This window comes from Thalassolituus sp. UBA675 (assembly GCF_002297765.1).
Taxonomy (GTDB): Bacteria; Pseudomonadota; Gammaproteobacteria; order Pseudomonadales; family Oceanobacteraceae; genus Thalassolituus.
Map to the genome: position 1 here is coordinate 164,671 of NZ_DBNJ01000012.1, position 13,550 is coordinate 178,220.

Sequence of the window (13,550 nt, forward strand, 5' to 3'; positions counted from 1 at the left end):
AACCTGTTTTTAATTTATTATTTTCTGGGTATCAGTTAGCGATATCTGAAAACTTACCGCCACTTTCGGCGAGTTTTTTCAGCAACGGAGCTGGCGCACATGCCTCACCGAACTTATCGGTCAGTGCTTGTGTACGAGCAAGAATATCGCTTAAACCGCACTCATCGGCGTATGCCATAGGGCCGCCGCGCTCTTTCGGGAAGCCGTAACCATTCAGGTAGACCTTATCGATATCGGCACTGTTGCGGGCAATGCCCTCTTCAAGGATTTTCGCGCCTTCGTTCACCAGCGCAAGAATGCAGCGATCAACGATTTCCTCATCGCTGATATCTCGGCGGGTGAAGCCGGCTTTTTCTGAAGTTTCGACTATCAATGCTTCAACCGATTCGTCGACGATGGCCTCACGGCTGCCTTTTTCGTAGCGGTAGTATCCTTTACCTGATTTCTGACCGAAGCGCTCCTGTTCACAGAGCTGGTTGTCCACACGGACATTCAGTTCTTCAGGAGAGCCTTCAGGGAGCTGCACTCCCGAGAGCTGACGCGAGCGCCACTCAAGATCAATACCGACAACGTCGTACATACGGAACGGGCCCATCGCCATACCAAAGTTCTGCAATGCGCTATCGACCTGCGCTGGCAGTGCTCCCTCTAACAGCAGTCGGCGCGCCTGAAACACATAAGGCTCCAGCATGCGGTTACCGATAAAGCCATGGCAGTTACCTGCGACAACGGCGACTTTGCCAATGTGCTGGCCCAGATCTTCAGCCAGCTGCAGTACCGCAGGAGCAGTCTTCTCACCGCGAACAATCTCAAGCAGCTTCATAATGTGTGCTGGGCTGAAGAAGTGCAGACCGAGTACCTGCTCTGGGCGTGAAGTCGCCGCGGCAATGGCATCAACATCGAGATATGACGTGTTGGTCGCAAGGATAGCGTTCGCATTCAGCGTTTCATCCAACTGCTTGAAGATGGTTTTTTTCAGGTCGATATTTTCGTAGACCGCTTCAATCGCGAGCTGCACATCGGCAATGTCAGCGTAGTCTCCGCTCAGGCTGAAGCAGGCCAGGCGCTCGTCCGCCTGAGCCTGAGTGATACGCTCACGCTTTACCATGCCGGCATAGATGCCTTCGATGTAGCTCATAGCTTGCGCCCGTACGTCTTCGTTCAGGTCGAGCAGAGTCACTTTGATGCCTGCATTCGCGAATGAGATAGCAATGCCGCGGCCCATGGTGCCCGCACCAATCACTGCAACCTGCTGGATGTCGTTTACGCTTGAGGGGAGATTCGCTTGAGTCATATACCTTGCCTGTCCGGATTGTTATCCGGGTTACTATTGAGTTGTTATGCTTATTCGATCAGCTTCTGGGCTCATTCTGACCAAGATTGAAGAAGCACATGAAATTAAACATAGTGATATAGCTTATTGTGATGATGAATATCCGCAACTTTGACCTCAACCTGCTGGTCATCTTTGACGCCCTCATGCGCGAGCGCAACGTATCGCGGGTCGCCGACCAGCTGGCTCTGAGCCAGCCGGCCATCAGCAATGCTCTCAACCGCCTGCGCAGCCTGCTCGACGATCAACTGCTGATCCGCACCGCACAGGGCATGCAACCGACGGCACTGGCATTATCATTGGAAGGGCCGATACGTCAGGCCATTCAACAAATCGAGACCACGTTGTCCGGCGGTCATCAATTTGATCCTCAATCCAGCCGCCGCCGTTTTCGGATAGCGACTACAGACTACGCCGAACTGGCGCTGATGCCACGTTTATTGGCTTACATGCGCACAACGGCGCCCGGAATCGAATTCGACATTCTTGATCTGCCACCGGATACGCCGACGAAAGCGCTTGAAGATGGCAACTTAGACCTGTGCATCGGACGCTTCGGAGAGCTGCCGCCCCGCATTCGCCGCACAGGATTTCTGAAGGAGGATCTGGTTGTCGCCTATGACCCACAGCAACTGGACCTGACCTCCGGGCTGGATCTGGAACGATTTCTTGGCTTACGCCACATATGGGTATCGGGTGGGCAACACCGGGGGGTTGTCGATATGTGGCTGGACGATAACAACCTTGAGCGTGAGATCGTTCTTGTCACGCCCAATTACCTTGGCGCCACGCATCTCATCATTGGCAACGATATGGTCGTAGTGCTGCCAAAACGCATGGCCGACCAGTATGCAGGGCTGCTACCTATCGCGCTGGCTTCGCTGCCTCTGCCGATACCACCGTTTGATGTCGACATTATCACATCTTCCTTGCGGGGCGATGACCTCGCACTGGAGTGGCTTATCAGCACTTTACAGCAGGAATTTACTGAGATCTGACGGATGAACCGTCGCAACCCGCGTCGTTGACGGACTCGCACACTGGCAAATCCAGCCATATAGTTATACATTAGTTATACCAAACAACGTAGAAATGTATAACTTATGCACCTCGGGCTGATTCTCGGCGACCAGCTGACACACGACCTCGCAAGCCTTCGCGTTCTCGATCCGAAGGTGGACCGGCTGATCATGGCCGAAGTCCGCGATGAGGCCACCTACGTAAAACACCACAAACAGAAGATCGCTCTGCTCTTCAGCTCCATGCGCCATTTTGCACAGGAGTTGAGAGATGCGGGGTGGCAGGTGGATTACTACGAATACAACAGTCAGGGAAACTTCAAATCCCTGTTCGACGTAGTGAAGCACTATGCAAAAGAGTATTCGGCTGAGCGCCTGATCCTGACCCAGTGTGGTGAATACCGTTTGCAGAATGCGATGGACCGGGAATGGTCAAAATCACTGAACATCCCGGTCGATGTGTATGGCGACGATCGCTTTATCGCCACAACAAAAGAGTTCGCAGACTGGGCCGACGGTCGCAAGCAACTACGTATGGAATACTTTTATCGGGAAATGCGCCGTAAAACTGGTTACCTGATGAAAGACGACAACCCAGAGGGCGGACAATGGAATTACGACGCCGATAACCGCAAAAAGTGGGATGACAAAACTCCCTTTCCTAACCCTCCTGTGTTTGAACGCGATGATATCGACCGTGAAGTCATAGAGCTGGTCGAAAAGAACTTCGCAGATCACCCAGGCTCGCTCGATGAATTTCACTGGGCGACTACAAGAAGCCAGGCTTCAACCGCGCTAGGCTTTTTTATTCAGCATTGCCTCAGCAATTTCGGTGATTTTCAGGACGCTATGGTGCGCGGTGAAAAAGCCTTGTTTCATAGCCTGCTCTCTCCCTACCTGAACTGCGGATTACTGACAGCGAAACAAGTATGTGATGCTGCCCAACGTGCCTGGGACGAAGATCGTGCCCCCCTGAATGCAGTAGAAGGCTTTATTCGCCAGATTATCGGCTGGCGCGAGTACGTGCGAGGTATTTACTGGCTTCACATGCCCCGATACGCGAAACAGAACACGCTGAAGAACAAGCGCTCACTGCCCCGCTATTACTGGGATGGCGATACGAAGATGGCCTGCATGGCCGACTGTTTTAAAAACACATTTGATCATGCCTACGCACATCATATTCAGCGCTTAATGGTCACGGGTAACTTCGCGTTACTTACCGGAATTAAACCTGAAGAAATCTGTGACTGGTATCTCGCGGTATACGCCGATGCCTACGACTGGGTTGAGCTTCCCAACACACTTGGCATGGTCATGCATGCCGACGGTGGATATCTGGGGAGCAAGCCCTATGCAGCTTCCGGAAACTACATTCATAAAATGTCGGATTACTGCTCGCAATGCCATTACTCAGTCAAAACTCAGGTGGAGGAAGAGAGTTGTCCCTTTAACAGTCTGTACTGGCATTTTATCGACCGTCACCGTGAGGATTTCAAAAACAACCACCGTATGGGAATGATTTACCGGACCTTGGACAAAATGAAAGACGACAAGAAAGACCGGATTATTGCCCGTGCGGATGACCTTCTCAGTCGACTGGACGATCTTTGATATGCCCCATAAAAAAGTAAATCTTCCAGAGAAAAACTGTGCCTATTGCAAACGCCCTTTTTGCTGGCGGAGAAAATGGGCGCGTGACTGGGAAAACGTGCACTATTGCTCACAGCGCTGTAAGCGCGCTGCTAAATCAACACCCGCTGCAAATCTGTGCGCCAGCGCGAGTGTGGAGGACGAGTTCTGATGCAAAAGACGACTCAAGTATTATGGCTGCGGAATGATCTGCGCCTCCATGATCATGAGGGGTTTCGGCTGGCCGTAGAACACGGCGCCCCTCTCGCTGTCATTTATATTTTACCTGAGCATTGGCTGAATACAGATGATGATGGCATGAGTAGGCTGGGAAGCGCGAAAGCACATTTCCTGCGAGCCTCATTGATTGATCTTCATCGACAGCTTGAAGATCAGACCATTAACTTCAATATGTATCATGGTCACCCAGTCGACATCATTACTCGACTCAGAGATGAGCTGTGTGGCGACATAAGGCTGCTCACCTCGGATGCGCAGGCCCCTGAAGAACAAGAGTGGCTGGAAGCGGTTAAAGAATACGACATTGATCTGGTGACCTACGAAAGTCAGACACTCTTCAGTCAGGCACAAATGGCCACCTTACTGAACGACTTTCCTGCATCTTTTTCTAAATTCAGAAAAACGGTCGAAAAAAGACCAGAGCTTTTTTATATCCCTGAAAGCGCAGAAACAACCCGCCTTCACATCCATGAACAACCACTGAGAACCAGTGCCTCTATCAGCTGGCCAGGCAGCGAATACGCGGTTTCACTCGGCTGTCATGGAGGAGAAAGACCAGGGATAGAGTGGCTAAGTCGTTATGTGTGGGACGATAAAGCCATCACTCATTATAAAGAAACGAGGAACGCACTGACCGGTGAGAACTTCAGTAGTCGTCTCAGTCCGTGGCTTGCCTGGGGCTGTCTATCGCCGCGTTATATCTGGCATGAAATACTTAAGTTTGAAGCCAGCTATGGTGAGACAGAGCATACCTACTGGCTCAGATTCGAACTGCTCTGGCGGGAGTACTTCCACTGGTCAATGCGAGTGCATGGCGACCGATTGTTTGCACGCTCAGGAATCCAGAGAAAGAAAATCGAAGCTTCAGACAATAGTGTCCACTGGCAAGCCTGGTGTAATGCCAGTACGGGCGTCCCTATGATTGATGCAGGACTGCGCGAGCTAAGACATACCGGCTTTGTTTCAAACCGCCTGCGCCAGAATATGGCCAGCTACTTTATTCACCAACTTAAGCTGGACTGGCGACTGGGTGCCCGCTGGTTTGAGATGTATCTGTGCGACTTTGACGTTGCCAGTAACTATGGAAATTGGGCCTACCTTGCAGGTGTCGGTCACGACCCAAGACCCGTTCGTGAGTTCAACCTGAACAAACAGCTTCATCAATATGATCCAGAACTCAGTCATATCAGGCGGTGGTGCCCGGAAATAGAAGAGAATAGTCTGCAGGACGTTCTTGATCATCAGGCAGGAAGAAAACTTCTCGCGTCCTTCCCTCCGCCCGTCGTTACCGTACCCGCTTTTGATATTAAATCATGACGCAAATAGTATGGTTTAAGCGTGACCTGCGCTTACAGGATCACTCTGCACTCTGGCACGCTGCGCAATCGGGAACGGTACTGGCACTCTATATTTTTGAGCCTGATTACTGGCAATTGGATGACACCAGTCAACGCCAGTGGGCATTCACACGGGAAGCCCTGATCGATCTGAATCAACAACTGAAAAGGCTCGGTGGCGAACTCATCTGTATGAGCGGAGATGCGGTGCTTCGTTTTAATAAGCTGACAGAAGTTCTGAACATTCAGGGGATTCACAGCCATGAAGAAACTGGCAATCTCTGGACTTTCTCACGTGATCTGAAATTAAAAAAGCTACTTAAGAAATCCAATATTCCGTGGACAGAATACCCGCAGAACGGCGTGCGACGGCCTAACCGTAATCGCGATGACTGGGCATCCCACTGGAATCAATGGATGACGCAGACGCAATATCCAATACCCGATCACATTAATTTCCTGACCCTTGATCGAAACGAGAATTTTCTGAAACCCGAACAACTTCCAGAGCGTATTTCCTGCCAGCTGCCTTCTGTGCAGCAGCCGCAAAAAGGAGGGCGTGAAGAAGGTGTAAAAATACTCTCGGACTTTCTGAACCAACGCGGCGAATACTACCGTGGCTCAATCAGCTCTCCATTAACAGCAGAAAATGGCTGCTCACGGTTAAGCCCTTATCTGGCAGTGGGTTGCATCGGTATGCGCGAGCTTGTGCAGGCGGTTCAAAACCGGCGGCGAGCAGCGGAAGGGCGTTGGAAGGCGAGTCTGTCGGCATTTGAATCCCGGCTGTGGTGGCACTGCCATTTTATTCAGAAGCTCGAAGATCAGCCGGATATGGAAATTCAGAATCTTCATCCACTGACAGAGCAGCTCAACCGCCCTTTCGATGAGGAAAAATTCGAGGCCTGGAAAACAGGCAACACTGGCTGGCCGATGGTCGATGCCTCCATGCGCTACTTAATTGCCAACGGCTGGGTAAACTTCCGCATGCGTGCCATGCTGATTTCGATCGCATCCTACCCCCTAGCTCTGCCCTGGCAACCTGTGTCGCGCTATCTGGCATCTCTGTTTACCGATTATGAGCCGGGCATTCACTATCCGCAGGTGCAGATGCAGGCAGGGACTACCGGGATTAATATTCCGCGCATGTACAACCCTATCCTTCAGGCGCAACGACTGGATGCCAAAGGTCTGTTTGTACGTCGTTGGGTGCCCGAATTACAGCATGTCTCAGATCAATGGATCTTCGAGCCCTGGTTAATGCCACGAGCAATTCAGGAAAATTCACACTGTATTATTGGCGAAGACTACCCTGCTCCTCTGGTCGACTTCGCCGCGGCAACCCGACGAGCCAGAGCCGACCTGAAATCCGTTCGTGACTCTGAATTCTTTACCACTGCTCAGGTAATCGGTGAAAAGCATGGCTCGCGAAAGCGTAATTCAAGCCGACGAATGACAGGCAAAAAAAAGGCCCGCGATGCGGGCCAAATGACGTTGTTTTAAACAGCGAACTTTACAGGTCCTTCAACGCCGAAATTGTATCCTGCAGAACCTTCTTAGCATCGCCTGCCACCATGAGTGAGTTATCACGGATGAAGAGTTCGTTAGGAATACCTGCAAAGCCAGGTGACAGACCACGTTTAACAACAACGACAGTCTTAGCATGGTGTACATCAAGAATTGGCATACCGAAGATAGGTGAATTCGGATCTTCTGCAGCCGCTGGGTTAACAACGTCGTTCGCACCCAGAACAATCGCAACATCAGTCTGCGAGAATTCAGGGTTGATCGCGTCCATTTCTACCAGCTGATCGTACGGTACTTCCGCTTCCGCCAGCAGTACGTTCATGTGGCCCGGCATACGACCGGCAACCGGGTGAATTGCGTATTTAACTTTCGCACCCTGCTTCTCCAGCATACCAGCCAGTTCACGTGTCGCGTGCTGAGCTTGTGCAACCGCCAAACCGTAACCCGGAACAAATACAACGTTCTGAGCGCCATCAAGCAGCATCGCCAGTTCGTCAGCGGAAGAGAACTTCACTTTGCCTTCGTAGAAAGCATCGTTTTCTGAACGGCTTACGCCTGAGCTTTCAGACATAGAGCCACCGAACAGAACGTTCGTCAGTGAGCGGTTCATTGCTTTACACATGATGCTGGTGAGGATGATACCGGATGCGCCTACCAGAGAACCGGTAATGATCAGGCCATTGTTGCCCAGCACGAAACCCGCAGCCGCACCCGCCAGACCTGAGTAGGAGTTCAGCAGTGCAACCACTACCGGCATGTCTGCGCCACCAATTGGCATTACCAGACAGATACCCAGAATCAGACACAGAATAATCAGACCCGCGATCAGCAGATCAGAGTTAACAGGATCAACCGCAGCAAAGTAAGCTGCACCCGCCAGCAGAGCTGCCAGGCTCAGTTTTACAATCCACTTGAACAGGCGGACCTGCTTAGCGTCGCCGATTTTTCCTTTTAGCTTACCAACCGCGATAAAAGAACCGGTCAGAGTCACAGCACCGATCAGAATCGACAGAATAACGGCGATAGACCAATCGTACGTAGGAACAAACTGACCCATCTCAGCCAGCTTCTGGCTTTCAAGGTAGTTAGCCGATGCCACCAACAGGGATGCACCACCACCGATACCGTTCAATGCAGCAACCAGTTCTGGCATATCTGTCATTGCGACTTTCTTGGCGATAAACGCACCGATTGCACCGCCGATCAGCACACCAATAATGATGTATTCGTAGCTGACAACGTTATTGTCGAGCAGCGCAGCAATAATCGCCACCAGCATACCCGTTGCCGACATCTGGTTACCACGAACCGCTGTCTTTGGCTTGGTCATGCCTTTAATGCCGAGAATAAAGAGTACGGCGGCGACCAGATAACCGATGTTAATTACAGTTTCCATGAATTAATCGCCCCTTACTTCTTTTTAAACATGTTGAGCATGCGGTCGGTAACCATAAAGCCCGCCACAATATTGATGGTCGCCAGCGCGATCGCTGCAACACCCAGAACCGTCGACAGGACCGTCGTGTGCTCGCTGCCGCCAGAACTGATGATGGCACCCACAACAACAATGCCCGAAATAGCGTTAGTACCACTCATAAGCGGCGTGTGCAGAGTTGGCGGTACTTTGTTAATCACTTCCACACCAACGAATACAGCCAGCACAAAAATCGTGAGGCTCAGGATAAACATTTCCATAAGACTACTCCTTACGCGTTACCAGCCAGTTGAGCACTGAGCCCTTCGTGTTTTACTTCACCGTCTTCGGTTACCAGGGTAGCCGCGACGATATCGTCTTCCATATTTACAGACAGGTCACCTTCGTCCGCCATGTTCAGCAGGAAGGTAGAAATGTTTTTGGTCAGAAGCTGGGAAGCATGCACAGGAACACGACCCGGGTGGTCGGTATAACCGATGATCGTCACGCCATCGAGGTATACTTTGTCGTTCGCCACAGTGCCTTCGACGTTACCGCCACGCTCTGCTGCCAGATCGACAATCACTGAACCTTTTTTCATGTAGTGCAGCATGTCTTTGGTGATCAGACGAGGAGATGGCTTACCTGGAATAGCAGCGGTCGTAATTACCAGATCTGCCTGAGAGATCTTGGTGGTCATCTGCTCACGCTGCTTACGATAAAATTCTTCTGATTTCTCGCTAGCGTAACCAGAGCTGTTGCCTTCTTCCGTTTCAAGGTCGAATTCAACGAATTTAGCGCCCAGAGATTCAACCTGCTCACGTACTTCGGCACGCGTATCGTACGCTTCTACAACAGCACCCAGACGACGGGCAGTAGAAATAGCCATCAGACCGGCAACACCTGCACCGATTATGAATACTTTAGCCGGGTGGATGGTGCCCGCTGCAGTCATCAGCATCGGGAAATACTGAGGCAGAGCCATAGCGCCGGTCAGTACAGAACGGTAACCGCTGATTGCACCCATCGAGCTGAGTACGTCCATAGACTGTGCACGGGTTGTACGTGGAATAAATTCCAGAGCGAAAGAGCGTACTTTCTGTGCCGCCAGCTTTTCTACCATTGGCAGATTAAACCAGGCGTCCATCAGGCAGATCAGCGTGCTGTTTTCTTTCAGCAGAGGCAGCTCTTCTTCCTGAGGGTTGCGCACTTTCAGAATAATATCGGCTTGCTCATAAAGAGACTCTGCAGACGGGGCAATGCTTGCACCGCATGCACGATATTCTTCGTCACCAAAGTGTGCGCCATCGCCTGCACCCTCCTGAACAACGACTGAAAAGCCTTTGTCCAGTAGTGCCTGTATACCCGAAGGTATAATGGCAACCCGGGCTTCCCCAGGATAAATTTCCTTAGGTACACCAATCAGCATGGTTAGTACTCCTGTTAATTTAAATTTAAAGTCTGAAGTTTTTAAAACAAACAAGAGCCGCCTGCGGTCAGGTTACTGACTGCATAAGCGGCTTTTTTGTAAATATGGAATTAACTACATGAAACGTCTGTCAGCCAAAGGAACGGCGTTGCTCCTGTCGTTCCTGGTGGTGAGTTTCGCCTGAGGTCTCCTTGCCGGCGACTGCCTGCAACCCCAGAGTAGTCAGAGTATGACGACGAATATCCTGCAGCAGATGTGCGTTATCTACCAAAGATTCACCGTAAGAAGGCACCAGAGCCTTCAGTTTTGATTTCCAACCACCGTCCATACGCATACGGAAACAGCGCTCTAATACTTCGATCATAGCCTGGGCAGCCACGGATGCACCCGGAGATGCACCCAGTAACGCAGCCAGAGTACCGTCTTCAGCAGCAACCAGTTCGGTGCCGAACTCAAGCTTGCCGCGGCCTTTTTCATCTTTCTTAATAATCTGCACGCGCTGACCAGCATGTGCCAGCGTCCAGTCTTCTGCTTTAGCAGAAGGCAGGTATTGTTGGAGTGTTGCAACACGGTCTTTGTGTGACTGCATTACCTCGCTAATCAGATAGCGGGTCAGATCCATGTTATTCAGGCCTACGTCGATCATGGGTTTCAGATTATTAGCGCTGACGGATTTTAACAGATCTAGACGTGATCCTGCCTTAAGAAATTGCGTTGTGAACCCAGCATATGGCCCGAACAACAATGCAGGTTTGCCATTAATGATACGTGTGTCGAGGTGTGGCACCGACATAGGAGGTGCTCCAATGGCTGCTTTGCCGTACACCTTGGCATGATGCTGTTTAATTACATCTTCGTTCTGGCATACCAGCCACTGCCCTGATACCGGGAAACCGCCGTAGCCTTTACTTTCAGGAATATCTGATTTCTGCAGCAGCGGTAACGCACCACCACCAGCACCCAGGAATACAAATCCTGCCGTGATCGCTTCTTTCTTACCTGTGCTGCGATTTTTGATAGTAACGTGCCAGTTGTTGCCGCCGTTCTTTTTCAGTGCGGTAACTTCATGGCCAAGACGCAGGTCAAAATCATTTTGCTTTTCCAGGCTGGCGACCATGTTGCGGGTAAGAGAACCGAAATCAACGTCAGCACCGTAAGCAACGCGTGTCGCTGCAACAGGCTCGCCGTCAGCGCGCTCACCCATCACGAGTGGCATCCACTCGGTCAGGGTCTGAGTATCTTCGCTGTACTCAATGTCAGCAAACAGGTGATGGTCTTTCAGCTTTTCGTAACGCTTGCGCAGAAACTCAACATTCTCTTTGCCCCAGACAAAGCTGATATGCGGCGTTGAATTAATAAATTGATCGGGGGATGGCAAGTCGCCAGATTCGACGAGAGACGACCACAGCTGCTGAGAGATTTCGTAATTGGCATTGATAGTGAGCGCTCGTTCGATAGCTACATTGCCATCAGCACCCTGAGGTGTGTAATTGAGTTCGCAGTAGCCCGCGTGACCTGTACCGGCGTTATTCCAGCCGTCAGTACTTTCGGCTGCAACCTGATCCAGGCGCTCTACCATCAGGATATTCAACGAAGAATCCAGTTTCTTTAGTAATGTCGCCAGTGTTGTGCTCATTACGCCACTGCCCACGAGCAGTGCATCTACTTTATTCGTTGCCATCTTGATTTCTCCAGTAGGCGAAGATCATATTGTCCGATTAGCGCGGGTGTGCGCAGTGACTACCGGGCTTGTGGCCCTGACTGTCTTAATATGTGCCTATGATACAACGAACGCTGAACAGCTAATCTGTATAGTTTTTTATTATAAGTATAAGTCAGAGCTTATAGATAAATGTTTGCGTATCCATACGGGTTATACGAAAGTCAGGTTGTGGACAAGCGGCAGCCTTACCCTGCCGCGGAGAGGAGATACTTTCAGGAGGCCTCGGCAGCGCCTTCGGTAGGTGGGTGGAAGCCTTCCTTCCCGTATAACTCTGATAACAACCTTGCTTCGCCATTCGGCTGCACCATACGCGCATGATGCCGCTGTAACTGGCGTGGGTCTTCAACACCGCAGCTGTGTGCGATGACACCGACTTCGTTAACAAGAGTACGGGCAAAGTGAGCGACTCGCTCCGCCTTGTCTGTCGGAACCAGACCACGCTGCAGCCTGGGGTCGTGGGTTGTGATACCGGTCGGACAGGTATTTTTATTGCACTGCAGAGCCTGAATGCAGCCCAGTGCGAACATAAAGCCACGTGCCGACGTTACAAAGTCTGCACCGACACAGATTGCCCAGGCCACCCGGTCGGGCGTGATCAGTTTGCCTGAGGCTATAACTTTTATCCGTGGACGTAATTCGAATTCATCAAGGGTATCCACAAGCATAGGGAGCGCCTGAGCCAGCGGAAGACCCATGTAATCGATTAACGATTGGGGTGCCGCGCCGGTACCACCCTCAGCGCCATCTAAGGTAATAAAGTCAGGCGCACTGTCTTTGCCGCGCAGATGAATCTCACGACACAAGTCCCGTATCCAATCATTGCCCCCCAGTACGACTTTGAACCCGGTAGGCTTACCCGTAATGTCGCGCACATGGTTAATCATATCGAGCAGATCACTGACTGAGCGGACTTCCGGCTGGCCATTAGGACTGATTGAGTCCTCCCCAACCGGGATATGTCGGATCGCTGCAATCTCTTCGCCGACTTTGGCGCCGGGCAGAATACCGCCTTTTCCGGGCTTGGCCCCCTGGCTCAGTTTGATTTCAAACATTTTCACCTGAGGACGATGTGCGATTTCTATCAGCTTTTCGTCGTCCAGCGAGCCGTCTTCTTTCCGTACTCCGTACTTCGCGGTGCCAATCTGAAATACAATGTCGCAGTCGCCTTCGAGGTGATACGGCGACAAGCCACCCTCACCGGTATTCATCCAACAGCCCGCTTTCTTCGCGCCCCGTGACAGCGCTTGTACCGCTGGTTTAGACAATGCGCCGTAGCTCATACCAGAAATATTTATCAGCGAGCTGGTGCTGTATGGGTTACGACAGTTTTTACCTATGGTGAGAACCTGAGACTCGCTCAGGTCTTTGCTTAATGAAGGAAATGGGCTGTTAACGAACATCACGGTACCGGCGGTATCCAGACGCCGGGTCGAACCAAAAGCCACCGTCGTACTCAGGTTCTTGGCTGCACGATACACCCAGCTACGATCTGCCCGGTTAAACGGCATTTCTTCGCGGTCCATAGCGAAAAAATACTGGCGAAAGAATTCTCCAAGGTGCTCGAACATGTAACGGAAGCGTCCGATGACCGGAAAGTTGCGTCGCACCGTATGCTGGGTCTGGAGACGATCCGATACATAGGCCCAGAGAAACCAGAGGGTACCGAGTAGAAGCCCACCCAGAAAGAGCGCTAACAGAGCAAGAACGCCCCAGGCGGCGGCATAAAAAATATCGTCGGTCATGCAGAGTCTCCTGTGTCTCTACACAGGGTAAAACAGTACAGTGAGTCGTAAAAGTCACTTTATCAATAATATCGGCAAGACAGAGTGTTGCCCCGGTTAAAACAGCAAAAGCGGGCATAAAAAAAGCAGCCGGAGGGCCACTGCTGTCCCACAGTTT

11 protein-coding genes are annotated in these 13,550 nt (G+C 51.3%); 5 read left to right on the forward strand and 6 right to left on the reverse strand.

The window, feature by feature from the left end; translation table 11 throughout:
- Positions 1–31: 31 nt before the first annotated feature.
- Entirely contained in the window at positions 32–1,294 is a 1,263-nt protein-coding gene (locus tag B3007_RS06455) for a 3-hydroxyacyl-CoA dehydrogenase (protein WP_301378012.1), read from the reverse strand.
- A gap of 131 nt (positions 1,295–1,425) precedes the next feature.
- On the opposite strand from B3007_RS06455, the gene B3007_RS06460 reads away from it, so the two are divergent.
- The 5 genes from B3007_RS06460 to B3007_RS06480 all read left to right on the forward strand — a co-directional run bounded on the left by B3007_RS06460 (position 1,426) and on the right by B3007_RS06480 (position 7,061).
- The gene (locus B3007_RS06460) at positions 1,426–2,331 is read left to right on the forward strand and encodes a LysR family transcriptional regulator (protein WP_301378011.1); all 906 of its coding nucleotides are present in this window, start codon (positions 1,426–1,428) and stop codon (positions 2,329–2,331) included.
- Between the two features lie 105 nt (positions 2,332–2,436).
- Entirely contained in the window at positions 2,437–3,966 is a 1,530-nt protein-coding gene (locus tag B3007_RS06465) for a cryptochrome/photolyase family protein (protein WP_301378010.1), read from the forward strand.
- A 1-nt stretch (position 3,967) separates the two neighbouring features.
- Entirely contained in the window at positions 3,968–4,156 is a 189-nt protein-coding gene (locus tag B3007_RS06470; protein ID WP_076515256.1) for a DUF2256 domain-containing protein, read from the forward strand.
- Positions 4,156–5,541, forward strand: coding sequence for a DASH family cryptochrome (locus B3007_RS06475; protein ID WP_076515259.1), 1,386 nt, complete (start codon positions 4,156–4,158; stop codon positions 5,539–5,541). The genes B3007_RS06470 and B3007_RS06475 overlap by 1 nt, the downstream gene beginning before the upstream one ends.
- On the forward strand, positions 5,538–7,061 hold the full coding sequence (locus tag B3007_RS06480; RefSeq protein ID WP_301378009.1) for an FAD-binding domain-containing protein: 1,524 nt from the start codon (positions 5,538–5,540) through the stop codon (positions 7,059–7,061). Before B3007_RS06475 ends, B3007_RS06480 begins: the two co-directional genes overlap by 4 nt.
- Before the next feature lie 10 nt (positions 7,062–7,071).
- Here B3007_RS06480 and B3007_RS06485 read toward each other — a convergent pair whose 3' ends face one another.
- The 5 genes from B3007_RS06485 to B3007_RS06505 all read right to left on the reverse strand — a co-directional run bounded on the left by B3007_RS06485 (position 7,072) and on the right by B3007_RS06505 (position 13,393).
- Complete coding sequence (locus tag B3007_RS06485) at positions 7,072–8,481, reverse strand: NAD(P)(+) transhydrogenase (Re/Si-specific) subunit beta (RefSeq protein WP_068438810.1); 1,410 nt, start codon at positions 8,479–8,481, stop codon at positions 7,072–7,074.
- 14 nt (positions 8,482–8,495) lie between these two features.
- Positions 8,496–8,780: an NAD(P) transhydrogenase subunit alpha gene (locus B3007_RS06490; protein ID WP_068438061.1), complete on the reverse strand. Its 285-nt coding sequence runs from the start codon at positions 8,778–8,780 to the stop codon at positions 8,496–8,498.
- Positions 8,781–8,791: 11 nt separating this feature from the next.
- The gene (locus B3007_RS06495; protein WP_068438808.1) at positions 8,792–9,928 is read right to left on the reverse strand and encodes a Re/Si-specific NAD(P)(+) transhydrogenase subunit alpha; all 1,137 of its coding nucleotides are present in this window, start codon (positions 9,926–9,928) and stop codon (positions 8,792–8,794) included.
- Positions 9,929–10,058: 130 nt separating this feature from the next.
- Complete coding sequence (mqo, locus tag B3007_RS06500) at positions 10,059–11,609, reverse strand: malate dehydrogenase (quinone) (protein WP_301378008.1); 1,551 nt, start codon at positions 11,607–11,609, stop codon at positions 10,059–10,061.
- 254 nt (positions 11,610–11,863) lie between these two features.
- Positions 11,864–13,393: an FMN-binding glutamate synthase family protein gene (locus B3007_RS06505; protein ID WP_301378007.1), complete on the reverse strand. Its 1,530-nt coding sequence runs from the start codon at positions 13,391–13,393 to the stop codon at positions 11,864–11,866.
- Positions 13,394–13,550: the final 157 nt, after the last annotated feature.

Excerpts from the sequence above, each read along its gene's own strand:
- B3007_RS06455 (WP_301378012.1), bottom strand. The coding sequence starts at position 1,294 with ATGACTCAAGCGAATCTCCCCTCAAGCGTAAACGACATCCAGCAGGTT.
- B3007_RS06460 (WP_301378011.1), top strand. The coding sequence starts at position 1,426 with ATGATGAATATCCGCAACTTTGACCTCAACCTGCTGGTCATCTTTGAC.
- B3007_RS06465 (WP_301378010.1), top strand. The coding sequence starts at position 2,437 with ATGCACCTCGGGCTGATTCTCGGCGACCAGCTGACACACGACCTCGCA.
- B3007_RS06470 (WP_076515256.1), top strand. The coding sequence starts at position 3,968 with ATGCCCCATAAAAAAGTAAATCTTCCAGAGAAAAACTGTGCCTATTGC.
- B3007_RS06475 (WP_076515259.1), top strand. The coding sequence starts at position 4,156 with ATGCAAAAGACGACTCAAGTATTATGGCTGCGGAATGATCTGCGCCTC.
- B3007_RS06480 (WP_301378009.1), top strand. The coding sequence starts at position 5,538 with ATGACGCAAATAGTATGGTTTAAGCGTGACCTGCGCTTACAGGATCAC.
- B3007_RS06485 (WP_068438810.1), bottom strand. The coding sequence starts at position 8,481 with ATGGAAACTGTAATTAACATCGGTTATCTGGTCGCCGCCGTACTCTTT.
- B3007_RS06490 (WP_068438061.1), bottom strand. The coding sequence starts at position 8,780 with ATGGAAATGTTTATCCTGAGCCTCACGATTTTTGTGCTGGCTGTATTC.
- B3007_RS06495 (WP_068438808.1), bottom strand. The coding sequence starts at position 9,928 with ATGCTGATTGGTGTACCTAAGGAAATTTATCCTGGGGAAGCCCGGGTT.
- mqo (WP_301378008.1), bottom strand. The coding sequence starts at position 11,609 with ATGGCAACGAATAAAGTAGATGCACTGCTCGTGGGCAGTGGCGTAATG.
- B3007_RS06505 (WP_301378007.1), bottom strand. The coding sequence starts at position 13,393 with ATGACCGACGATATTTTTTATGCCGCCGCCTGGGGCGTTCTTGCTCTG.